This is a genomic window from Gymnodinialimonas sp. 57CJ19 (genome assembly GCF_038396845.1).
In the GTDB taxonomy this organism is placed as follows: domain Bacteria; phylum Pseudomonadota; class Alphaproteobacteria; order Rhodobacterales; family Rhodobacteraceae; genus Gymnodinialimonas.
The window spans coordinates 2,518,232-2,540,755 of record NZ_CP151587.1; the positions used below are offsets into that span (position 1 = coordinate 2,518,232).

General features: G+C 61.8%; 27 protein-coding genes. 19 read left to right on the plus strand and 8 right to left on the minus strand.

Going from position 1 to position 22,524, the window contains the following annotated elements:
• The first annotated feature begins 3 nt into the window (after positions 1-3).
• The 10 genes from AADW23_RS12350 to cueR all read left to right on the plus strand — a co-directional run bounded on the left by AADW23_RS12350 (position 4) and on the right by cueR (position 10,246).
• Positions 4-1,053 (plus strand): sn-glycerol-3-phosphate import ATP-binding protein UgpC, encoded by a 1,050-nt coding sequence (locus AADW23_RS12350; RefSeq protein WP_341861242.1) that lies wholly within the window; start codon positions 4-6, stop codon positions 1,051-1,053.
• Between the two features lie 204 nt (positions 1,054-1,257).
• Positions 1,258-2,190, plus strand: coding sequence for a zinc ABC transporter substrate-binding protein (locus AADW23_RS12355; protein WP_341861243.1), 933 nt, complete (start codon positions 1,258-1,260; stop codon positions 2,188-2,190).
• A complete protein-coding gene (locus tag AADW23_RS12360) occupies positions 2,187-3,023 on the plus strand; it encodes a metal ABC transporter ATP-binding protein (RefSeq protein ID WP_341861244.1) in 837 nt (278 codons plus the stop codon). Before AADW23_RS12355 ends, AADW23_RS12360 begins: the two co-directional genes overlap by 4 nt.
• Positions 3,023-4,222, plus strand: a complete 1,200-nt coding sequence (locus AADW23_RS12365; protein ID WP_341861245.1) for a metal ABC transporter permease — start codon at positions 3,023-3,025, stop codon at positions 4,220-4,222. Before AADW23_RS12360 ends, AADW23_RS12365 begins: the two co-directional genes overlap by 1 nt.
• Complete coding sequence (locus tag AADW23_RS12370) at positions 4,223-5,149, plus strand: metal ABC transporter permease (RefSeq protein WP_341861246.1); 927 nt, start codon at positions 4,223-4,225, stop codon at positions 5,147-5,149. It begins immediately after the preceding gene.
• Between the two features lie 3 nt (positions 5,150-5,152).
• Positions 5,153-5,524 (plus strand): Rieske 2Fe-2S domain-containing protein, encoded by a 372-nt coding sequence (locus AADW23_RS12375; protein ID WP_341861247.1) that lies wholly within the window; start codon positions 5,153-5,155, stop codon positions 5,522-5,524.
• Positions 5,525-5,551: 27 nt separating this feature from the next.
• On the plus strand, positions 5,552-6,373 hold the full coding sequence (locus tag AADW23_RS12380; protein ID WP_341861248.1) for a tryptophan 2,3-dioxygenase family protein: 822 nt from the start codon (positions 5,552-5,554) through the stop codon (positions 6,371-6,373).
• On the plus strand, positions 6,370-7,557 hold the full coding sequence (gene kynU / locus AADW23_RS12385) for a kynureninase (RefSeq protein WP_341861249.1): 1,188 nt from the start codon (positions 6,370-6,372) through the stop codon (positions 7,555-7,557). The genes AADW23_RS12380 and kynU overlap by 4 nt, the downstream gene beginning before the upstream one ends.
• A gap of 80 nt (positions 7,558-7,637) precedes the next feature.
• Positions 7,638-9,863, plus strand: coding sequence for a heavy metal translocating P-type ATPase (locus AADW23_RS12390; protein ID WP_341861250.1), 2,226 nt, complete (start codon positions 7,638-7,640; stop codon positions 9,861-9,863).
• Positions 9,860-10,246, plus strand: a complete 387-nt coding sequence (cueR, locus tag AADW23_RS12395; RefSeq protein ID WP_341861251.1) for a Cu(I)-responsive transcriptional regulator — start codon at positions 9,860-9,862, stop codon at positions 10,244-10,246. The genes AADW23_RS12390 and cueR overlap by 4 nt, the downstream gene beginning before the upstream one ends.
• A gap of 5 nt (positions 10,247-10,251) precedes the next feature.
• On the opposite strand, the gene AADW23_RS12400 is transcribed toward cueR, so the two are convergent.
• Together AADW23_RS12400 and AADW23_RS12405 are read right to left on the minus strand one after the other, a co-directional pair.
• Positions 10,252-11,268: an AbrB family transcriptional regulator gene (locus tag AADW23_RS12400; RefSeq protein WP_341861252.1), complete on the minus strand. Its 1,017-nt coding sequence runs from the start codon at positions 11,266-11,268 to the stop codon at positions 10,252-10,254.
• A 164-nt stretch (positions 11,269-11,432) separates the two neighbouring features.
• Positions 11,433-12,653, minus strand: a complete 1,221-nt coding sequence (locus tag AADW23_RS12405; RefSeq protein ID WP_341861253.1) for an acyl-CoA dehydrogenase — start codon at positions 12,651-12,653, stop codon at positions 11,433-11,435.
• A gap of 191 nt (positions 12,654-12,844) precedes the next feature.
• On the opposite strand from AADW23_RS12405, the gene AADW23_RS12410 reads away from it, so the two are divergent.
• The 4 genes from AADW23_RS12410 to AADW23_RS12425 all read left to right on the plus strand — a co-directional run bounded on the left by AADW23_RS12410 (position 12,845) and on the right by AADW23_RS12425 (position 15,408).
• On the plus strand, positions 12,845-13,510 hold the full coding sequence (locus AADW23_RS12410; protein ID WP_341861254.1) for a Crp/Fnr family transcriptional regulator: 666 nt from the start codon (positions 12,845-12,847) through the stop codon (positions 13,508-13,510).
• 128 nt (positions 13,511-13,638) lie between these two features.
• Positions 13,639-14,070 (plus strand): YeeE/YedE family protein, encoded by a 432-nt coding sequence (locus AADW23_RS12415; protein WP_341861255.1) that lies wholly within the window; start codon positions 13,639-13,641, stop codon positions 14,068-14,070.
• Between the two features lie 3 nt (positions 14,071-14,073).
• Entirely contained in the window at positions 14,074-14,499 is a 426-nt protein-coding gene (locus AADW23_RS12420) for a DUF6691 family protein (protein ID WP_341861256.1), read from the plus strand.
• A gap of 24 nt (positions 14,500-14,523) precedes the next feature.
• Complete coding sequence (locus tag AADW23_RS12425) at positions 14,524-15,408, plus strand: MBL fold metallo-hydrolase (RefSeq protein WP_341861257.1); 885 nt, start codon at positions 14,524-14,526, stop codon at positions 15,406-15,408.
• Positions 15,409-15,414: 6 nt separating this feature from the next.
• Here AADW23_RS12425 and AADW23_RS12430 read toward each other — a convergent pair whose 3' ends face one another.
• Positions 15,415-16,305: a LysR family transcriptional regulator gene (locus AADW23_RS12430; RefSeq protein WP_341861258.1), complete on the minus strand. Its 891-nt coding sequence runs from the start codon at positions 16,303-16,305 to the stop codon at positions 15,415-15,417.
• Positions 16,306-16,422: 117 nt separating this feature from the next.
• Here AADW23_RS12430 and glyA point away from each other — a divergent pair, with 117 nt between their 5' ends.
• The 5 genes from glyA (at position 16,423) to AADW23_RS12455 (ending at position 20,395) form a co-directional block, all read left to right on the plus strand.
• Positions 16,423-17,694: a serine hydroxymethyltransferase gene (gene glyA / locus AADW23_RS12435; RefSeq protein WP_341861259.1), complete on the plus strand. Its 1,272-nt coding sequence runs from the start codon at positions 16,423-16,425 to the stop codon at positions 17,692-17,694.
• A 145-nt stretch (positions 17,695-17,839) separates the two neighbouring features.
• A complete protein-coding gene (locus tag AADW23_RS12440; protein ID WP_341861260.1) occupies positions 17,840-18,577 on the plus strand; it encodes an alcohol dehydrogenase catalytic domain-containing protein in 738 nt (245 codons plus the stop codon).
• A 68-nt stretch (positions 18,578-18,645) separates the two neighbouring features.
• Entirely contained in the window at positions 18,646-19,011 is a 366-nt protein-coding gene (locus AADW23_RS12445) for a zinc-binding dehydrogenase (protein ID WP_341861261.1), read from the plus strand.
• The gene (locus AADW23_RS12450) at positions 19,008-19,919 is read left to right on the plus strand and encodes a dihydrodipicolinate synthase family protein (RefSeq protein WP_341861262.1); all 912 of its coding nucleotides are present in this window, start codon (positions 19,008-19,010) and stop codon (positions 19,917-19,919) included. Before AADW23_RS12445 ends, AADW23_RS12450 begins: the two co-directional genes overlap by 4 nt.
• A gap of 14 nt (positions 19,920-19,933) precedes the next feature.
• Positions 19,934-20,395 (plus strand): cupin domain-containing protein, encoded by a 462-nt coding sequence (locus AADW23_RS12455; RefSeq protein ID WP_341861263.1) that lies wholly within the window; start codon positions 19,934-19,936, stop codon positions 20,393-20,395.
• A 7-nt stretch (positions 20,396-20,402) separates the two neighbouring features.
• Here the strand turns inward: AADW23_RS12455 and AADW23_RS12460 are convergent, their stop codons facing one another.
• The 5 genes from AADW23_RS12460 to AADW23_RS12480 all read right to left on the minus strand — a co-directional run bounded on the left by AADW23_RS12460 (position 20,403) and on the right by AADW23_RS12480 (position 22,468).
• Complete coding sequence (locus tag AADW23_RS12460) at positions 20,403-20,549, minus strand: hypothetical protein (protein WP_341861264.1); 147 nt, start codon at positions 20,547-20,549, stop codon at positions 20,403-20,405.
• A 157-nt stretch (positions 20,550-20,706) separates the two neighbouring features.
• Positions 20,707-20,874, minus strand: a complete 168-nt coding sequence (locus tag AADW23_RS12465) for a hypothetical protein (RefSeq protein WP_341861265.1) — start codon at positions 20,872-20,874, stop codon at positions 20,707-20,709.
• Positions 20,875-20,883: 9 nt separating this feature from the next.
• Positions 20,884-21,387 (minus strand): NAD(P)-binding domain-containing protein, encoded by a 504-nt coding sequence (locus AADW23_RS12470; RefSeq protein WP_341861266.1) that lies wholly within the window; start codon positions 21,385-21,387, stop codon positions 20,884-20,886.
• Positions 21,384-21,593 (minus strand): hypothetical protein, encoded by a 210-nt coding sequence (locus tag AADW23_RS12475; protein ID WP_341861267.1) that lies wholly within the window; start codon positions 21,591-21,593, stop codon positions 21,384-21,386. The genes AADW23_RS12470 and AADW23_RS12475 overlap by 4 nt, the downstream gene beginning before the upstream one ends.
• A gap of 140 nt (positions 21,594-21,733) precedes the next feature.
• Positions 21,734-22,468, minus strand: coding sequence for a Gfo/Idh/MocA family oxidoreductase (locus AADW23_RS12480; RefSeq protein WP_341861268.1), 735 nt, complete (start codon positions 22,466-22,468; stop codon positions 21,734-21,736).
• Positions 22,469-22,524: the final 56 nt, after the last annotated feature.

The window sequence follows — 22,524 nt, forward strand, 5'->3', positions numbered from 1 at the left end:
CAAATGGCACAAGTTTCCCTGAACGCTGTCCGCAAGGTCTACCCCAATGGCGCGGAAGCGCTGGAGGCCTCTTCCTTCTCCATCCCTGACGGTGAATTGACCGTTCTTGTCGGTCCGTCGGGCTGCGGCAAGTCCACGCTGCTGCGCATGGTGGCGGGGCTGGAAGAAATCACCGAGGGCGAGCTTTCCATCGGCGATCGGGTCGTTAACGATGTGGACCCCGCCAACCGCAACATCGCCATGGTGTTCCAGAACTACGCGCTCTACCCGCACATGTCGGTGGCCCAGAACATGGGGTACGGGCTGAAGAACCGGGGCATGGACAAGGCGGCGATTGCCGCGAAGGTGCGTGAGGCGGCAGATATGCTGAACCTCAATGAATTTCTGGACCGCCGCCCGTCGCAGCTGTCGGGCGGGCAACGCCAGCGGGTTGCCATGGGCCGCGCGATTGTGCGGGAGCCGGACCTTTTCCTGTTTGATGAGCCTCTGTCGAACCTTGATGCCAAGTTGCGCAACCAAATGCGGATCGAAATCCGCGCCCTGCAACGTCGCCTTGGCACCACCGCGATGTATGTGACCCACGACCAAGTGGAAGCCATGACCATGGCGGACCGGATCATCGTGCTGAATGCGGGCACGATCGAGCAGATCGGCACCCCGAACGAGATTTACGAGCATCCCGCCTCTACCTTCGTGGCGTCGTTCATGGGGGCGCCGCCGATGAACCTGTTGCGCGGCACCGCCAGCAATGGGCGCGTCACGTTGGGGGGGGGCGTGGACGTGCCCCATGCCAATGCGGAAGGCCACGATGGGGCGATCCAGGTGGGTATCCGCCCGGAAGACACCTGGCCCGATCCGGCCGGAGATCTGGCCTTTGACGTGGATATTATCGAGGAATTGGGCGCTCAGCGTCTGTTGCACGGCCATGTGGGCGGGCAGGCGTTCTCTGTCGCTGTTCCCAAGGATAAAGTGGCGGACACGGGTGCCATGACGCTGAGCGTGAAGCCCGGCGCGGTGCATCTGTTCAGCGCCGATACGGGCCGCCGCCTGTAGTCTTCGACGTGTCTGCGATGAGATGGGGAAGGGCGGCGCGTTTGCGCCGCCTTTTCTTTCGGCAAACGACCCGTTTCCGCGCCCCTCGGCACCGCCCTACGGCGGTTTCTCGCATCGTTATTGCAAGTCATTCGCAATCTACTTGATCTTGTTGCGACTAACTCTCATATTCATCTGAGGAGTTCACCAGACATGATACCACATATGCTTCGCGCGACCACCGCTCTTGCTTTGACGCTTGCCCTGACTGCACCCGCCCATGCGGAGTTGAGCGTGGTTGCCACGACAGGGATGATCGCCGACACCGCGCGGCAGGTGGGGGGCGACCTGGTCACCGTGCAGGCCCTGATGGGGCCGGGGGTGGACCCCCATGCATACCGTCAAACGCGGTCCGACATCGTAGCGACGGCACGGGCCGATATGGTTCTGTGGCACGGGCTCTATCTCGAGGCGCAGATGGAAGAGTTCCTGTTGGAACTGGCCAACACAAATACCGTCATCCCAGTGGCCGATGCCTTGCCCCGCGACATTCTGCTTGGGTCAGCAGATTACGCGGACCGCTTTGACCCCCACGTCTGGATGGACCCGGCAATTTGGTCCGATGTGGTGCAAACCATCGAAGGTGTGCTGACCGAAGCTCTGCCGGACGACAGCGCCTCAATTGCTGCCAATGCCGCGACCCTTCAGGCCGAGATCGACGCGCTCATCACCTATAGCGACGCGGCTCTTGCTTCTGTCCCCGAAAGCGCCCGTGTTCTTTTGACCGCCCATGATGCGTTCAACTATTTTGGAGCGGCCTACGGGTTCGAAGTCATTGGCATTCAAGGAATTTCCACGGAATCCGAGGCGGGCTTGCAGCGGATCGGAGAACTCGTAAACTTGCTGGTGACCCGCGATATTGGGGCCGTGTTCGTGGAATCCTCGGTCTCGGATCGCAACATCCGCGCCTTGATCGAGGGGGCGGCCGCGCGGGGCCATGAGGTCGTGATCGGCGGAGAGCTGTTCTCGGATGCGATGGGCGAAGACGGCACCTATGAGGGAACCTGGATCGGCATTATTGACCACAACGTCACCACGATTGTGCGCGCCTTGGGCGGGGACGCCCCGGAAGGCGGCATGCAAGGATTGCTGCAATGAAAGACCTGCATGTTGTCCCGGATCAGATCGGTCTTGATGCCGCCAGCCCCTTGGCTGTCCGCGGCATGACGGTGTCTTACGGCGAAAAGCCCGCGCTGTTCTCGCTGGATGCGACGTTTCCGGCGGGGGCGATGTCGGCCATCGTGGGGCCGAACGGCGCGGGTAAGTCGACTTTCCTGAAGGCAGCCCTTGGCCTGATCCCCCGCGTATCCGGCGAGGTGAGCGTCTTTGGCCGAGAGGTCACGCGCACCCGTGACCGGATCGCCTACGTGCCGCAACGCGCTTCCGTTGATTGGGACTTTCCGACGACGGCGGTGGATGTAGTGTTGATGGGGCTTTACGGCCAGCTTGGTCTTTGGCGGCGCATCAGCCGTGCCCAGAAGGATCGCGCCCGCGCCTGCCTGGACCGGGTCGGCATGGCCGATTTCGCGGACCGCCAGATTGGACAGCTTTCCGGCGGGCAGCAGCAGCGGGTGTTTCTGGCGCGAGCCCTGGCGCAAGAGGCCGATCTGTTCTTGCTGGATGAGCCCTTTGCCGGCGTCGATGCCGCGACCGAGGCGGCGATTATCGACGTGCTGAAAACCCTGAAAGCCGAGGGGCGAAGCGTCATTGCCGTGCACCATGATCTATCGACGGTCACCTCTTATTTCGATCATGTCATGCTGATTAACCTGACGCGGATTGCCGAAGGCCCGGTGGCCGAGGCCTTCACCGAAGATACCTTGTCCGAGACCTACGGCGGCCGCCTTGGGGCGGTGCAGATCGACAGTCTTGCGCTGTCGAAGTCGGGCCCGAAGACCGGGGATAACGTATCCTCGCGGAAGATCCCTTGATGGCCACGTTCTTTGACGCGCTCCTTTTGCAGGTGGGCTATAATGCGGCGCTCGTGGCCATCGGGGCGGCGCTGTTGGGCTTTGCGGCGGGGGCTGGGGGTAGTTTCCTGTTCCTGCGCAAACGCGCCTTGGTGTCAGACGCGGTGGCCCATGCCACTCTTCCGGGGGTGGGTCTTGCTTTTATTGTCATGGTCGCCCTGGGCGGGGACGGGCGCAGCCTGCCGGGCTTGCTGATCGGTTCGGCCATTTCCGCTTGGCTGGGGCTGCTGGCCGTGGAATGGATCGTGCGCCGCACACGTCTGTCCGAGGATGCGGCCATTGGCGCGATCTTGTCGGTGTTCTTCGGCCTCGGCGTGGTGTTGCTGACGGTCATTCAATCCATGAGCCAAGGCCGCCAAGCGGGTTTGGAGGGGTTCTTGCTCGGGTCGACCGCCGGCATGTTGTTCCAGGATGCGATGTTGATCGCGGGCGGCGGGGCCTTGGTTGTGGCGCTGATCTGGGCGTTGCGTCGCCCCATGACGATGGTGGCATTTGACCCCGGTTTCGCCGCCGCCAGTGGTGTGGATGTGCGCCGTATCGACCTTGCGATGATGGGATTGGTCTTGGCGGTGACGGTGATCGGCCTGAAACTGGTGGGGCTGATCCTGATCGTGGCCTTGCTGATTATCCCACCAGTGACCGCGCGGTTCTGGTCTGAGCGGGCCGAGGCGGTGGTTTGGGCAGCGGGGATCATCGGCGCGGTTTCGGGCTATGTGGGGGCGGCGCTGTCTGCTTCTGCGCCGGCTCTGCCGACCGGGCCGATTATCGTGCTGATCTCTGCGGCGCTGTTCGTGTTGTCGTTGCTGCTCGCGCCTTCCCGTGGCGTATTGGCCGCGGTCCTTGCGCGGCGCGCCTTCCAGACCCGCGTTCATCGTCGCCAAGGCTTGTTGGCGCTGAGCCGGGCGGAGCCTATCCACGACCCGCTTACCGTAAAGATCCTGCGCCGCGAACAGCTTATGCGCGCCGACGGGGTGGCGACCGATGCCGGTAGGTCCGCCGGTGAAAGGATTTCTCGGGATGAGCAGCGCTGGTCTATTGCGCGTCAACAGCACCTCGATACCGCGCTGACCGGCCGCTACGATGGCCTGACCCCCATTGAAGACGTCTTTACGGCCGATGAAATCGCGCATTTCGATGCCGCCTTGTTGAGGAGCACTTAAATGGGGGCCGAATTTGTCCAGTTCTCACTCACGCCGATCCTGATTGGCATGTTCGCCGCCATGGCCTGTGCGCTTCCGGGCAACTTCCTGATCCTGCGCCGCCAAGCGCTGATCGGGGATGCGATCAGCCATGTGGTGTTGCCGGGGATCGTGGTGGCGTTTCTGATTACCGGCACCGTGACGACCTGGCCGATGCTTCTGGGCGCAGCGGGGGCGGCGCTTGTGGCGGTTGTCCTGATCGAGGCGGTGCGCCGCCTTGGCCGGATTGAGCCGGGGGCGGCGATGGGGGTTGTCTTTACCTCTCTGTTTGCGGGCGGCGTCTTGCTGTTGGAGCAGACCGACACCTCTGCCGTGCATCTGGACGTGGAACATGCGCTGATGGGCAATCTGGAACAGTTGATCTGGCTACGCGCCGATGGGTGGGGGTCACTGCTGGACCCCGAGGCGCTGCGCCACCTGCCACCCGAGCTGCCGCGCATGGCGTTGGTCGCGGGCATCATCGCGGTGCTGACGGCGGTGTTTTGGCGGCCGTTGAAACTGTCGTCCTTTGATGAGGGCTTCGCCCGCACCCTCGGCATGCCTGTAACGGTGATCGGCCTTGGCCTTGTCACCGCGGCGGCTGCGGCGGCGGTTGCGGCCTTCGATGCGGTGGGCTCTATCATCGTTATTGCGATGTTCATCTGCCCGCCTGCCGCCGCCCGGCTGATGACCAACCGCCTTGGCCGCCAGGTGGCGTGGAGCCTGCTTTTCGCCTGCCTCTCTGCGATAATCGGCTACGTTCTGGCGGGCTATGGGCCGATCTGGATTGGGGCGCGAAGCTCTGTCTCGGCAGCGGGAATGGTGGCGGTTGTGTCTGGCATATTCCTTGCCCTAGCATGTGTATTCGGCCCCGCGCGGAGCCGGGTAGGTGTTGCAGCGGGAGGGTAGGAAATGAACGCAGACGCATGGGCCAGTTTTCCGAACGCACCCGCCTTGGGGACCCGCATCTGCGACAGTGCCGATATCCCCGCAACAGGCGTGAAAAGCTATGATATCAACGGCTTTCCCCTGATCCTTGTCGCCTCGGCCGAGGGGTTGCGGGCCTATGTGAACGCCTGCCCGCACCAATTCCTTCCGCTGGATTGGCGCAGCGAAGCGATCTTGTCACCAGATGCCGAGATGTTGCGGTGCTCCAACCACGACGCCGGTTTTGACGCTTGCACAGGTGCGGGATTGGATGGGTTGGGGCAGGGGTGCGCTCTGGACCCCGTGCCGGTTCATGTGCATGGTGCGGCGCTGCTGATTGGTGGCATAACCAACTGAAATCCCAAGACAGAGGCTGCAAGACAGATGGCGGAAAACCCCGAACAAGACGGCGCGAAGATGTCCTTCAAGGACGCGATGAGCTATGTTGATTATCTGTCCCTGGACCCCATTCTGGGCGCGTCCAAGCCGCTCAGCAACGCCCATGACGAAATGTTGTTTATTGTCCAGCACCAGACCTCGGAGCTGTGGATGCGTCTGGTCCTGCATGAGCTGGACGCCGCGCGCACCGCCCTGGCGGCGGGCGATGATCAGCCGGTCTTCAAGATGCTGACCCGCGTGGCGCGGATCTTTGAACAGCTCAACAATGCCTGGGACGTTTTGCGCACGATGACGCCCTCGGAATATACCGATTTCCGCGAGGACTTGGGCCAATCCAGCGGCTTCCAATCCCACCAGTATCGCTTGATCGAGTACATTCTTGGCAACCGTAACACCGCGATGATGCGGGTCCATGAACACCGCCCCGATCTGCACCGGATGCTGACGCAGGAACTGTCGCAGGCCTCTCTCTATGATGTGGCGATTGCGCGTTTGGGCGAAAGCCTTGGCCTTGATCTGCCCACCGGCCCCCTGGACGCCCCCCACACCGCCCAAGCCGCGATCGAGGACGCATGGGCGCAGGTCTACCGCGATCCGAAAGCGCATTGGACCCTTTACGAGTTGGCCGAAAAGCTGGTCGATCTGGAAGATTATTTCCGCCGCTGGCGCTTCAATCACGTCACCACGGTGGAACGCGTCATCGGCTTCAAACGTGGCACCGGGGGAACGTCGGGGGTATCTTATTTACGACGGATGTTGGACGTGGAACTGTTCCCCGAACTCTGGAACGTAAGGGGACAGCTATGACATTGCCCGTAAAAGATAAATTCGTGATGCCCGAAGGCATGATCTACCTTGATGGCAACTCTCTGGGGCCATTGCCCGCAGGCGTGACCGAGCATGTGTCGACCGTGGTTGCCGACCAATGGGGCGGTAACCTGATCAAGGGCTGGAACGTCGATAGCTGGATGACCCTGCCCACCCGCGTTGGCGATCAGGTGGGCCGTTTGATCGGCGCGCCCAAGGACAGTGTCGTGATGGGGGAAACGCTGTCACTGAAGGTGTATCAGGCGCTTTCTGCCGGGTTGAAAATGCGGCCCGACCGCAAGGTGATCCTGTCTGACAGCGGCAACTTCCCGTCCGACCTTTATATGGCGGAAGGCTTGATCCAACAGCTCGAGCAAGGCCACGAGCTGCGCGTCGTCGCCCCTGAGGACGTGCTGGAAGCCATCGACGGCAGCGTCGCGGTGGTGATGATCACGCAGGTAGATTATCGCACGGGCCGGGTCCACGACATGGACGCCGTGACCGCGGCGGCGCACAAAGCGGGCGCGGTGATGTTGTGGGATTTGGCTCATTCGGCCGGGGCCATCCCGGTGGATATGACCGCGTCGAACGCGGAATTTGCGGTGGGCTGTACCTACAAATACCTCAACGGCGGCCCCGGTGCGCCCGCGTTTATTTACGTGCGTCCCGATATCATTAACGACGTTAACCCCGCGCTTTCGGGCTGGTTGGGGCACGAGTCCCCCTTTGCCTTCGATCTTGATTACCGCCCCGGCGCAGGGATCGAGCGGATGCGCGTTGGCACGCCGCCCGTGATCCAACTGGCCGCGCTGGAGCATGCTTTGAAGGTCTGGGATGGCGTCGATATGCGCGATGTCCGTGCGGCCTCTGTCGCTCTGTCCGAGCAGTTCATCGCCGAGGTGGAGGCCGCTTGCCCGGACCTCACCCTTGCCAGCCCGCGCGACGCAGCGCAGCGTGGCTCGCAGGTGTCGTTCCACTTCTCGGAAGGCTACGCCGCCATTCAGGCGCTGATCGCGCGCGGCGTGATCGGCGATTTCCGCGCCCCTGATACGATGCGGTTCGGCTTCACGCCGTTGTATCTGGATGCGGACGACGTTAGCCAAGCGGTTGCGATCCTTGCGGAAATCCTGCGCGACAAGCTGTGGGACCGGCCCGAGTACACAACCCGTCAGCGGGTGACCTAGGGTCGGGATCAGATTAGGGCTTGAGCTTCCAGTGACTGGAAGGTGTAGTGAGGCGGCACCCATGATCAAGGATTGCTTCCATGCCTAACGATATTGTCAGACTTTCGGTCGAAGGCCTGAACTGCGCGTCCTGTGTGGGCCGGGTGGAACGGGCCTTGGCGGCAGAGCCGGGCGTCATTGAGGTCGCCGTCAATCTGGCCACAAAAACGGCGCAGGTGCAGGTGGCGCCCGATGCGGCGCGTGCGGGTGAATTGGCCGAAGCCTCTGGCAAGGCCGGTTACCCGGCGCAGGTGCTGGAAGACACCTCGACCCGTGCGCCCGATACGGCGAAAGAGACCGAGGCCGCATTCCGGCGGCTTTGGATCGCGCTGGCCCTGACAGTCCCGGTCTTCACCTTGGAAATGGGCGCGCATCTATTCCCCGCCTTCCACCAATTGATCGGCGTCACACTCGGTCAGCAAGGATCTTGGTTAATCCAGTTTACCTTTACAGCGTTAATCCTTTTGGGACCGGGGAGGGTATTTTTCCGCCTTGGCGTGCCGGCCTTGCTGAAGGGCGCCCCCGAGATGAACAGCCTCGTAGCTTTGGGCACGGCGGCGGCGTTCGCCTATTCAACCCTCGCAACGTTCGCGCCGGGAGTGCTGCCCGCCGCCTCTCGTGCCGTGTATTTTGAGGCCGCCGCTGTGATCGTCACGCTGATCCTGTTGGGCCGCGCCCTGGAGGCGCGCGCGAAGGGCCAGACCGGCGCCGCCATCCGCGCCCTGATCGGCCTGCAACCGCAAGAGGCCCGGGTGCTGCGTGATGGCGCCACGTTAACCATAGCTATCGACGCCTTACGGGTCGGCGATATCATCGTCCTGCGTCCCGGAGAGAGAGTGCCGGTGGATGGAGAAATCATTGAGGGCACGTCATTCCTCGACGAATCCATGATTACTGGAGAGCCGGTTCCCGTCGAAAAGTCATCCGGCGCGGCGGTCACCGGCGGCACGGTGAACGGGTCGGGGCCCTTGCAAATCCGTGCGACACGGGTCGGCGCCGACACCACGCTTTCGCAAATCACGCGTATGGTCCAGGACGCCCAGGGCGCGAAGCTGCCGATCCAAGCCATCGTGGACCGCGTAACGCTTTATTTCGTCCCTGCGGTGATGGTGCTGGCGGCGTTAACCGTGGTGATCTGGCTGATCTTCGGCCCCGATCCGGTGGTGACTTACGCCCTTGTGGCGGGGGTCAGCGTGTTGATCATCGCGTGCCCCTGCGCGATGGGATTGGCCACGCCGACTTCGATCATGGTGGGGTCGGGACGGGCGGCAGAGCTTGGGGTTCTGTTTAGAAAAGGCGACTCTTTGCAAGGGCTTAGCGGCGTCGGGCTTGTCGCGTTGGACAAGACCGGCACGATCACACAAGGGCGGCCGGAGGTGACCGAGGTGAGATTGGCCGACGGCTTCACCCGTGAAACTGTGCTGGCTCAGGCGGCGGCGGTAGAGGCCGTTTCGGAACACCCGATCGCCCACGCGATCGTGCGGGCCGCCAAGGGCGTGTTTACCGCGACCAATGCCGTTGTTATCCCCGGTTTCGGCATCCGCGCCCAGGTCGATGGGCGGACGGTGGCCGTGGGATCGGATCGTTTCATGGCCCGCGACGGCATTTCCATCGGCCCCATTTCCAGCGCGGAAGACGCGCCCCTTTCGCGGGGGGAAACGGTGGTCTACGTGGCTGTGGACGGTGTGATCGCCGCGATGATCGCCGTGGCGGATCAGGTGAAACCTTCTAGCGCCGCGGCAATTGCGGCGCTCAGGGAACGGGGTCTGCGGGTCGCGATGATTACCGGTGATCGGCGCGCGTCTGCGCTGGCCATTGCCGCACAGGTCGGCGTGGACGAGGTGGTGGCCGAGGTCTTGCCGGACGGAAAGGTTAACGCCCTTAACGAACTGCGTCAGGGGGCGACGGTGGCTTTTGTGGGCGACGGCATCAACGACGCCCCCGCTCTGGCGAAGGCAGATGTCGGTATCGCCATTGGGACCGGGACCGACGTGGCGATTGAAAGCGCCGATGTGGTGTTGATGTCCGGTGACCTGTCGGGCGTGGTCACGGCCTTCGATGTCTCAAAGCACACGATGCGGAATATCCGTCAGAACCTTGGGTGGGCGTTCGCCTATAACGCGGCGCTGATCCCTGTGGCGGCGGGGGTGATTTACCCCTTCACTGGGCTGCTGTTATCTCCGGCTTTTGCGGCGGGCGCGATGGCTTTGTCGAGCGTCTCCGTCGTCGTCAACGCCTTGCGGTTGCGCGGCATGGGGGCAGCATGAACATCAAAGACGTATCCCAAGCCGCTGATCTGCCGGCTAAAACGATCCGCTACTATGAGGAGATCGGCCTGATTACCCCAGCGCGAGGGTCGAACGGCTACCGGGACTTCAGCGATCAGGATCTGCATAAACTGACCTTCATAGGCCGGGCCCGGGCATTGGGCTTTTCGATCAACGAATGCCGCGTTCTCTTGGCGCTTTGGGAGGACAAGGACCGCTCCAGCGCCGAAGTGAAGGCGGTGGCGGCGACCCATTTGGACGAGATTGACGCTAAGATCAAAGCCCTGACTGACATGCGGGCCACCCTGTCGCATTTGGTTGAAACTTGCGCGGGCGACGCGAAACCCGATTGCCCGATCCTGAGGTCTTTGGCGCAAGGTTAACGGCGTTAACGACCAAACAGACGTGCGGCGATGGGCGCGCCGATGATAACTGCCAAGATACGCAGCAGATGGTGGGCCACCACAAAGGCCACATCGGCCCCGGCGATCAGCGCCAGCACTGTCATTTCGGCTTGCCCGCCTGGGGCGAATGCCAACAGAGATTCCATATGCGGCGCCAGCCCAAGGGCCACTACAACCTCGGCGAAAACGCCTGAAATCAACAGGATAATGACACAATAGCCGAGCGCCGCCAGAACGTCTCGCCGCACCTCGGGCCCCGTCACGCCGCCGTATTTGGTGCCAATGGTCATGCCAATGAAGAACTGTGCCACGAAGATCGCCTCGGCGGGCGGGCGGTGGTTCAAAATGCCCGTCATCGCCAGGATTGCTGCGGCGATCAGAGGTCCCAGGATCGACGCGCCGAACAGGCCGACGGCTTTGGCAACCTGCCAGCCGACAAGCCCCGCCGCCGCCATCCACAGCAGTTCGTTCCACGGAAGTGAAGCCGCAGGTGCTCCGGGTGGGTTGCTCAGGTCCACCTCCCACGCGCCGACCAGCACGAAAGGCAGGACAGTCACGATCACCAAAACGCGCGTGGCATGGATCAGCGACAGGGCCCGCACGTCGCCGCCTGCTTCTTCGCCAAACGCGAGCATGTCTTGCAAGCCACCGGGCATGGCTGAGTAGTAGCTGGTGGGGAAATCGAACCCCCAAAGACGCTGAAAATAGGGGATGCCGACCGCGCCGATAAGTGCTGTCATCACCAGCATCATCAGCAGCGTAGGCCACATGGCGCCCAGGCCAAGCACAACACTCATGCTCAGGGTTGCGCCCACGGCGACCCCCAGAATGGTGCGCATCGCGTGGTTGATCGTGGCATTCCCGCTCATCGCGATGCCCAATAACGCGGCGACAAGGCAAGAGGCCAAGGGGCCAAGCAGGAACGGCAAAGGCAAGCCTAACCCATAAAAGACCGCGACGCCTAACGCCGCGATCACATAAGTCCGCGCAAAGACTAACACGGGCGGCCCGGTTGAGCGGCAGAAGCGATCATTCGTGGGGGCAGGGCGTGGGTCATCGGGGCTCCGGGACCAGGGGCGCAGACGGCCCTTGAGGGCGACCGATTGCACGAAAAGGGTGCCATGGCCCGGGGCGCTTTTCAGCGGGTCCGGGCCATGCGATGGGGTCAGGCGAAGGCCTGCAAACCGGTGATGCCGCGGCCCATGATGAGGGCGTGGACGTCGTGGGTGCCCTCGTAGGTGTTAACGGCCTCAAGGTTCATCACGTGGCGGATCACGCCGTATTCGTCGCTGACGCCGTTGCCGCCGTGCATGTCGCGGGCTTCGCGGGCAATGGTTAACGCTTTACCGCAATTGTTACGCTTCATCAGGCTGATCAACTCGGCAGGGGCGTTGTGATCGTCGAACATCCGGCCCAGTTGCAGGGCCCCTTGCAGGCCCAGGGCGATCTCGGCCTGCATGTCGGCCAGCTTCTTCTGGATCAGCTGTGTTTGCGCCAGCGGGCGGCCGAATTGCTTGCGGTCCATGGTGTAGTCGCGGGCGGCGTGGAAGCAGGCCTCGGCCGCGCCCATAGCACCCCAGGCGATGCCGAAGCGCGCCCGGTTGAGGCATCCGAACGGACCGGCCAAGCCACTGACTTCAGGCAGCAAATTATCCTCGGGCACAAAGACCTCATCCATCTGGATCATGCCCGTAATCGAGGCGCGAAGCGAGAATTTCCCCTCGATCTTCGGGGCGTTCAGGCCCTTCATTCCCTTCTCGAGGATGAAGCCCTTGATCTTGCCGTCATGGGCGTCGGACTTGGCCCAGATGATGAAGACATCGGCGATGGGCGAGTTGGTGATCCAGTTCTTCGCGCCGGACAGGCTGTAGCCGCCGTCCACCGGCTTTGCACGGGTGACCATGGAGCCGGGGTCCGATCCGTGGTCCGGTTCGGTTAACCCAAAGCAGCCGACCATGCGTCCCGAGGCCAGCTCAGGCAGGAATTTCTGGCGCTGCGCCTCGGTGCCGTAGGCGAAGATCGGGTGCATCACCAGCGAGCTTTGCACCGACATGGCCGAGCGGTAACCGCTGTCGACCCGCTCCACCTCGCGGGCGACCAGCCCGTAGGAGACATAGTTGGCGCCGATGCCGCCGTATTCCTCGGGGATGGTCGCGCCCAGAAGGCCCATATCGCCCATTTCGGTCATGATATCGCGGTCAAATGTCTCGTGGCGGTTGGCCATGACGACGCGCGCCCCCAGGGCCTCTTGGCAATAGGCATGGGCGCTGTCGCGGATCATCCGCTCCTCCTCCGTCAGCTGGTTTTCCAGCAGAAACGGGTCGTCCCAAACCAGGCTCGCGGGCTTGGCGCGGGCGGATTGGGGGGAGGTGCTGGCAGCGTCCATGGACTGTCTCCGATTGTAAGGGGTTTCCCGGATTATTAGGCGCGTTCCCCGGCGACTGCAAGCCGAGTGAAGGGCTGCGAACCGGGCGTTGACCGCCCCTTATTCTTCGCGTTGTTGGCGGTGGTAACTTCGCCATCGCAAGCCTATCTTCATCGGGAAAGCCCGCTGTTTTCCTTAGGCAAGAGATGCACATGAGTGGACCAAAAGACTGGACGCAACAGTTTCCCGGGCTGGCCCGTTTACCGGACTCTGTGCGCCGAAAGCTGCAATCCGATGGCAAGTTGATACGGGTGACCGAGGGGGCGCAGATATTTGGCCCCGGTCATGTGCCTGAGAACCTGTTGTTTTTGCTCAACGGTACGGTGCGGGTTTCCCAAACCTCGGACAGCGGGCGAGAGATTGTCTTGTACCGGGTCGAAGCGGGGCAAAGCTGCGTCATGACCACGGCCTGTATGCTGGCCCATGAGGCCTATTTGGCCGAAGGCATCGCGGAAACCGATGTGACCGCCATGGCGCTGCCCAAGGCGACCTTCGACGCCCTTGTCTCGGACTCGCCGGTGTTTCGCGATTTCATTCTGGCCGCCTATTCGCACCGCCTGACCGGGCTGTTCAAGATCATCGAAGACGTTGCCTTTGGGCGCATTGATGTGCGGCTTGCGGCGCGCTTGCTGGAGCTGTCTGACAGCGCAGCCGAGGTTACCGCCACCCATCAGGCGCTGGCCAGCGAACTGGGCACCGCGAGAGAGGTGATTTCTCGTCAGTTGCACGAATTCCAGCGCCGCGGGTGGCTAGAGCAGCAACGGGGCCGGGTGCGAATACTGGACCAAAGTGCCCTGTCTGACTTGGCGACAGGCTGACGCCCGCGCCTTTTCTGTGCGGTTTGGTGACTTCGTCACAGAACATCCGCCGCGCAGGGCATAGATCAACTGAACCAGCGCCCACGCGATGCGGCGCGTTACCCCAAGAACCAAACCGGAGAGGCTTGATGGAAACTGAATTTACCCCATGGATATCGCTACTAGGTGGGGGGCTGATCGGCCTGTCTGCGACTTTGCTGATGCTCTTTCTAGGGCGGATCATGGGGGCGACGGGGGTTCTTGCGGGCGTCATCTTTCCGGCATCGCGCGCGGACTTCGCTTGGCGCGCCGCCGTGGTGGCGGGGATGGTGACGGGGCCGTTGGTTGTCTTGCTGGTCAGCGGCAACATGCCCGAGGTTCAGGTGCCAATCAGCCTGCCGATGTTGCTGGTGGGCGGCTTTATTGTCGGCATTGGGGTGACCTATGGCGGCGGGTGCACATCCGGCCACGGGGTCTGCGGTATCGCCCGACTTTCGCCTCGCTCTATCGTGGCCACAGCCACGTTCATGATTGCCACTTTGGTCACGGTGTTCATCGTGCGCCACGTATTGGGGGCCTGAGGTATGCGTTTAATCATTGCTTACGCGATCGGGATCATCTTCGGTGTCGGAATCTCGATTTCTGGCATGGCGAACCCTGCCAAGGTGCTGAATTTCTTCGATGTTGCAGGCACTTGGGACCCGTCGTTGATCTTCGTCATGGGCGGCGCGCTGGTCACGACCTTCATCGGCTACAAGCTGGTGTTCGGCCGCTCTGCACCGCTGTTTGGCTCGGCGTTCCTTCTGCCCGAGCGGCGCGACATTGATCTGCCGTTGGTCGGCGGCTCTGCGGTCTTCGGGATCGGGTGGGGCATCGCGGGCTTTTGCCCCGGCGGCGCATTGCCCGCCCTCGGGACCGGACAGTGGGAGGTATTTGCCTTCACAGGGGCTCTCGGCCTTGGCATCATCGTGGCGCGACGCGTTCAGATCGCCATGGCTGCAAAGGCCTGACATCCAAAACGACAGGAGATTGATATGCCCAACTACCCCGTCAACATGGATATTGAGCCGCTAGTTGAAGGCTTCTTCGACGAAGGCACCAATACGATCAGCTATATCGTGAAGGATCCGGCCTCTGACGCTTGTGCGGTGGTCGATACGGTGATGGACATCGACTATGCGGCGGGGCGGATTACCTCGGCCCATGCGGACGCGCTGATTGCCCGCATCCAAGAACAGGGCCTGACGCTGGAATGGATTATCGAGACCCACGTCCATGCCGATCACCTGTCAGCCGCCCCCTATATTCAGGAGAAGTTGGGCGGCAAGACCGGTGTCGGGGCCAATATCATGGTGATCCAGGACACTTTTGGGAAAGTGTTTAATGAGGGCACCGATTTCCAGCGCGACGGCAGCCAGTTTGATGCGCTGTTCAATGATGGCGACACCTACATGATCGGCACGATGCCGGTGTTCGTGATGGCCACACCGGGTCACACGCCCGCCTGCATGGTGCATGTCATGGGTAACGCCGCCTTTGCGGGGGATACGCTGTTCATGCCCGACGGCGGATCGGCGCGCGCGGATTTTCCCGGCGGGGACGCGGGCGAGCTTTACGACAGCATCCAGAAAGTTCTGTCTTTGCCCGACGAGATGCGCCTGTTCATGTGCCACGACTACGGGCCGGGGGGCCGCGCGGTTGCGTGGGAAACCACGGTGGCTGAGCAGAAGGCCAGCAATATCCACGTGGGTGGCGGCAAAACCCGAGACGACTTCATCGCGTTTCGCACGGAACGCGACGCGCAGCTGGCGATGCCCAAGCTGATTATCCCATCGCTGCAAGTGAACATGCGGGCGGGTGAAATTCCCAAGGATGCTGACGGTAACCCGGTGTTGAAAGTGCCTGTGAACGGCTTGTAGCGCAGCCTAACCCGCAAGCAGCACGGCAACGATCCTGTTGATCACCGCGTCTTGTCCACGGGTGTCGCCAATCTGAAGGCAGAGGCTCCGGTTCAGGGCAATCTTCTCGGCAAACGGCGCCACCAAACGCCCGCGCTGCAGGGGCTCGTTTACCAAGAAACCGTGCCCCATCAATACGCCCGCGCTGTTCTTGGCCTCTTCCAATGCCAAGCCGTAGAGCGAGAATGTCGGCCCCGGCGTGCGCAGGTCCAATCCAGCGCTCACACCCGCGTTCCATGTCTCCCAATCGGCGTGCCAGTTCACGTCACTCAGCAATGTCTCAGCCGATAGGTCCGTCGGGGTGGTTAGGCGTGCGGCAATGTCCGGAGCGCAGACGGGGAAAATCTCATCCCGCGCGATGGCAAGTGCGTCGTCCATGTCCCCGTGGTCCAGTACGAAAAGGCTCAGATCAAACGGCTCCCGCTTCAGGTTCGGCGGCGTTTCGCGGGCAGTGACAGAGACCCGCAGATCGGGCACCGCCGCCCGCAAGGCCCCAAGGCGCGGCGCAAGCCAGAGGTGTGCGACGCTTGGCAATGCCGCGATGCGGATCGTCAGGGGGCTGGCCTTGCGCAACAGGCCCACCACTGCGCCCCCCATGATATCAAAGGCTTGGGTCAAATCCGCCGCCGCACTGCGGCCTGCGTCATTCAAGCTGACGCCTTGGGCGTGGCGGTCAAACAGCCCCATGCCCAACCACGCCTCCAGCGCTTTGATCTGTTGCGACACGGCGGCGGGGGTCACGCAAAGCTCATCAGCGGCGGCGACAAAACTGCCAAGGCGGGCGACGGCCTCAAACACGCGCAGACCGTTCAGGGGCGGCAGGTTTGGGCGTTTGGAAGGAATGGTCATGCTAGGCATAGATATTCTACGCCTAAGGCGAAGTAAATCTCGTTTGCGCGATGGGGCGATGGCGTGGTCGTGTGGTGCAAGTGTCGCGCACCCGCGCAGCCCCCTCAAAGCAAGCAGAGCCCAACGATGACGCAATACTTCTCAGCCCCAATTGACCAAACTGACCCGTTGATCGCCGACGCCTTGAAGGCCGAGCTCACGCGGCAACAGACCCAGATCGAGCTGATCGCGTCCGAGAATATCGTCAGCCGTGCCGTTTTGGATGCCCTTGGCCACGAGATGACCAACAAGACGTTGGAAGGCTACCCCGGCGCGAGGTTTCATGGGGGCGGGCAGAACGTGGATGTGGTGGAGCAAGCCGCGATTGACCGAGCCTGTGCGCTGTTTGATTGCGCTTATGCCAACGTGCAGCCCCACTCTGGCAGCCAAGCCAATCTTGCGGTGTTCTTTGCCCTTCTCAAACCCGGCGACCGGGTGTTGAGCCTAGATCTGGCCGCTGGCGGTCACCTGAGCCACGGTCTGTCCGCCAACCTCTCGGGCCGTTGGTTTGAGGCGCATCACTACGGCGTGGATCGTGGCACCGGCACCATTAACTACGACACGGTCGAGGCCCGCGCCCAGGAGGTGCAGCCCAAGTTGCTGATCGCGGGCGGCTCTGCCTACCCCCGCACGCTGGATTTTGCCCGACTGGAGCAGATTGCCGAGAAGGTCGGGGCGTATTTTATGGTCGATATGGCCCATATCGCCGGATTGGTCGCGGGCGGGGTGCATCCGTCGCCTATTCCCCATGCGGATATCGTGACCTGCACCACCACCAAAACCCTGCGGGGCCCTCGCGGCGGGTTGATCCTGTCGCGTGATGAGGCATGGCGCAAGAAGCTGCAATCTTCCGTGTTTCCGGGCGTCCAAGGCAGCCTTCACACGCAGGTTCTGGCCGCCAAAGCGGTGTGCCTGGGCGAAGCACTGGATCCCTCGTTCAAGGATTACGCCGCCCGCGTGGTGGACAATGCCGCCGCCCTATCACGAGCCTTGCAAGCGGGCGGGATCGACATCGTGTCCGGCGGGACGGACACCCATATTGTGCTGCTGGACCTGAGCCGCCATGGCATCTTGGGCCGCGAAGCAGAGGCGCTATTGGATCAGGCCAACATCACCAGCAACAAGAATCCGGTGCCCTACGACGTGGCGAACCCGAACAAATGGGTGGGCCTGCGCCTTGGGGTGGCAGCGGCCACCACGCGCGGCTTCTCGGCGTCAGATTTCGACCGGTTAGGCACAGAGATTGCGGCCATTGTGACGGCAGATGATGGCTCGCGGGACCAGCGGTTGGCGTCGGCTCGGATGATGACGGCAGAGCTTTGCGCGAGCTATCCGATTTATGGGGTGGAGGGGCGATGATTGGTTGTAATGTCTAAGTCGGAAAACCAATATTCTGATAGAATGGAAATATTCTGTTTCGAATAGTTGAAAAGTGCGTCCACACCCTTCGGATCACCTCTTCCTCATTTGAGGAATTGGTAAACCAATATGAGGGGTTTCAGCAATGGCGCGCACATCAGAGCAAAGCCGCAGCCTGGGGGATGATCTTCCCGACACCATGGGGGCATGGGTACTTGGCGACCCAGAGGAGTTGACCCTAACGGATAAGCCAATGCCCTCACCGGGCCGGGCCGAAGTTTTGGTGCGCATCGACGCTGTCGCGATCTGCGCCACCGATCTGGAGATCCTGACCTATGGCACCCCGGCGCTGATCGAGGGCGGGCCCCCATTCAACAAAAACTACACGCCGGGCCATGAGTATATGGGCACCGTCGCGGCGCTGGGGCCGGGGGTAGATGAATTCGCCGTGGGTGACCGGGTGACGGTAGAAATCCACGCGGGCTGCGGCCAATGCAAACGGCGTCGCATGGGAATGTATACCTCGTGCCACAACTATGGACTCAACTACGGGGACAGGAATAAAGGCCATCGCGCCAATGGATTCACCACCGGTGGGGGCTTTGCGGAGTACGCGGTTAACAACGTTTACACATTGATCCGGGTCCCCGACGCGATGTCCGATGAGGAGGCCACGTTGGTGGTGACGGCGGGCACCTCCATGTACGGGCTGACGGAATTCGGCGGCTTGGTGGCTGGCGAAAACGTCGTGGTGATCGGGCCGGGGCCCATTGGGTTGCTGGCGGTGGCCGTAGCCAAGGCGCTTGGCGCGTCGCCGGTGGTGTTGGCGGCACGCGCGAAAGCCGCAATGCCATTGGCCTGCAATTGGGGGCCGATCACGTGATTGATGCCCGATTCGAGGATGTCGTGGCACGGGTGAAGTAACTGACGGGCAAGGGCGCGGATTACGTCGTGGATTGCGCGGGCAATGAGACGACGGTGAACCAAGCCGTCGCCATGACCAACCGGGGCGGCAAGATTTGTCTTGCGGCCTTTCCGAAAAACGCGGTGGAATTCGACCTCGGTGCGTTGGCGGTTAACAACATTTACCTTTATGGCATCCGGGGCGAGGGGCGTTCGGCCACCCACCGCGCGATGGCCCTCATGGAAGCGGGCACCTTTGACGCCAGCTTGATTCACATCCATACGTTTCCGATGGACGATCTGCCCACCGCGCTGAAATACGCGAAAGAGCGGATCGACGATGCCATCAAAGTTGTCGTATCCAACAGGCCGGGCGTCGTTGGCGGCGCGAAATCCAAAGGACCACAGATATGACCAAAGCAAGACGCGGCATCTACGCCGCCGCCGTGACGCCTTTTGACCAAAACGGACGCGTGCAGCAGGAAAAACTCGTTGGCTATTGCCAGCATTTGCTAAGCGATGGCGGCTGTGACGGCGTGGCCCCCATTGGCACCACCGGAGAGGGAACCTCGACCGCGATGGCGGACCGGTTGGCCCTGCCTGCCGCCTTCGCGGAGGCCGGAATTGAAGCGGACCGGGTGATTTTCGGCACCGGTGCGCCCTCGCTTCCTGATTGCGTCGAACTGACCTCTGCGGCCTGTGCGTCGGGCTATTTTAACGCGCTGATCCTGCCGCCATACTACTATAAGAATGCCTCCGATGACGGGTTGTTCGCCTTCTATGCCTCGGTGATCGAGCAGGTGGGGCGCGATGATCTGCGCATCTTCTTGTATCATTTCCCGCAGATGTCGATGGTGCCCTTCAGCACCGATCTGGTCCTCCGCTTGAAGACTGAATTTGGCCCGATCATTGCGGGTCTCAAGGACAGCAGCGGCGATTTTGAGCAGTCGCGCGGCTTCATTGAGGCGACGGGCGGTGTGGCTGAAGATTTCGACGTTTACCCCTCGTCCGAGGCGTTCTTGTGGGACGGACTGTCGACCGGCTCTGCGGGCATTATCTCGGGCTCGACCAACCTCACGGCGCGCGCGGTTCAAGCCGCGAAGAATGCCCCCGAGGGTCCGGCCCGAGACGCCGCGATGGAGGTCGTGCGCACAGCCCGCGCCACGGCGTCAAAGTACCCACTGATGGCGTCGATGAAGACCGCAGAAAGCTGGCGCAGCGGCGATGAAACCTGGTTAACGATGCAGCCCCCTCTGCGCCCGATGCCAGAAGAACAAAAAGCGGCGTTCAAGAAAGATCTGGACGCGATAACGGCCATTTAACCCCGGAGGACACCATGACCACCTCCCAGACCCATGGCCCCGACCATGTTGTGATTAACCAAGATCCCACAGCTTTCGCCCATTGGCCCGATGGCCTTTATCAAGAGATGTTGGGCGATCTGGACAACGGGTGCGTGGGGTCGGTTCTGGTGTCCGAGACGGAAACGATGCGGATCTGGCACCTGCATATCCCTGCCGGGGGGCGGTGCCGTTTCCACCGCCATGTGAACCGCTATTTCTGGTCCGCACTGGGGGACGGAAAAGCGCGGGGATACTTCTCTTCCGGCGTAATAAATGATGTGGTGCACTACGCCGGAGAGACCAAGCATTTCGACTATGGTGATGGGGATCACATGGTCCATTCCGTTGAAAACATTGGCGAAACGGACTTGCTGTTCACGACGGTAGAATTCATTGACGGCCCCAATACTCCGCTTGCCGTGCCCGATGAGGTGCGGCTGAAAAAGCCGAATTGAACCCCGGTCAGGCGCGGCTACGAGAGATGGGGAGCAAGACAGCAGAATTGTCCAAGTCCCCCTCATCGTGGCGCAGGGCTTCCTCCATCATTTCCAGATAGGTCCGGGTGAATGGCAACCCTTGCCCGGTGGCCTGCGCTTGGGCTTGGATCAAGGAGAAGTCCTTGGCCGATTTGCGATGCAACCTTGCGGGGCGAAATCACGGTTAACCATTGGCGCGCCCTTTGCATCCATGACGGCGGAATAGGCGGCAGAAGCCTGGGCGAGTTCCAGAAACTCACCACCCGCCAATCCAATGCTTTCGGCAAAGATCAGCCCTCCACCAAGGCCGCGCGGTGAAGGCCGAGCACAAGATTGATCGCCAGTTTGGCCCGGTTACCATTGCCGATTTCGCCCACATGAATGTGGTGCCGCGCGATGGCGTCCAATAGCGGCGTGACCGTTTCGGCAGAGGCCAAATCTCCGGCCACAAGAAGCAAGACATCGCCCTACGCCAGGCCCTTGCTGGTGCCGGAAATCGGCGCCTCCAACAGAGTGATTCCTTTCGGCCGCGCGTCAGCGGCAAGGGCCGCCATGCGGTCCGGGTCACAGGTGCTGAGCGAGATCAGGATTGTTTGCGACACCGGGGCCTGCGCGATCAGCTCGGCCAATTGGTCGGTGTCATACACGCAGGAAAACACCACGTCGGCGGCCCAAACCTCGGCTGCCAGCGCCATGCTGTCATCGGGGTGAGATGTCGTGAGGTCCACGACCACTTGCCCCGCTCGAGTCGGTAAATCTGCCATAACTTCCGCGACTTGCGCTGTGCTTGGCACCACGAAAAGGATCACGTCGCAACCCGCCACATCATCACTAACCGCCACAGAAAGCCCCGCCACCTGTCGCTGTTCTGCTTTGCGATCGCGGGCCGTGTGAAGCACGCCCGCGCGGTCCAGACAGCGGGCGATGCCGCCGCCCATCTGACTAATGGCAACGACGCCAATCCGGGTCATGAGGAGCCTTCTTTCTGCGCCGCGAGCATATCGGCGAGGGTCGACAGTGCTTGGTTAGACAGGAGCAGTTCCACCGGGTCGCCCGTTGCGGCCGAAATATCGGCGGCCAGATAGCTTTCCATCACCATCCGCGCACGGGCAGGCGAGACCAACGGGTCACGATCGAGCAGGACCGACTCCAGAAAATGCACCGTTTCCAGGCCCATTTGCCCTGCATACATGTGGTCTACGTGTTCGCCCGACATGGTGGAGAGGGGAATTGGGTGTGGCCTTCCACGGTCGAATACCAATTATCGCGCGAGGTGTCGTCCAGGATCAACGCGCCTTCGGTGCCGGTAATCTCGATCTAGGTGCCACAATAATTGGGGTAGGCGCGGGGCAGGTTCCAGCCGCCGCCGATCACCACCAGCGTGCCGTTATCCATGTTCACGGTGTTCCACATGCAATCAAAGGACCCGTTGAGCTTTTCCATATAGCCGTAGGCGCCTTGGCTGTAGACCTTGGTCGGCTTCGCATCGAGCAGCCAGTAGACGAAGTCCAGATCGTGGGTGGATTCCATCGCCGCGGGCGACAATTTCACCCGCCCCGCAATCCGAGAGCCCAAGCTGCGCGACAGGTGGCGGCTGACCATGACGTTAACAATTTTGCTAAGCTTGCCTTCCGCGATGTTCTTCTTGGCCCAAGCGATCTTGGGGTTGAAGCGTTGTGAATAGCCGATGGTGAACTTCACCCCTTGCTCGGCGGCGATGTTGATCAGGTCATCGGCCTCGGCCAGCTCCATCGCGATGGGTTTTTCCAGCAAAACATGCTTGCCCGCCTTCAGGCAGTCGCGGGCGATGGGGTAGTGCGTGGGTTCGGGCGTGGTGGAGATATAGACCACCTCCATCGCGGGGTTGTGCACGATGTCTTGGTAGTCATCGGTTGCCGTGGCGGGGTTGGATAACGCGCGCACCTCGGCCAAGCGCTCGGGCATGACTTCACAGATGTGCAGCTTGTCCACCAAAGCGGATTTCGCCAAGGACTCGGCGCGCATTCCGCCACACCAGCCTGTTCCGGTCACCGCCACTTCTACCTGTCTCATGCACAATCCACCCTGTCCAAGTTATTGAAAGAATTTACAGAACTGGGGTGCGATCA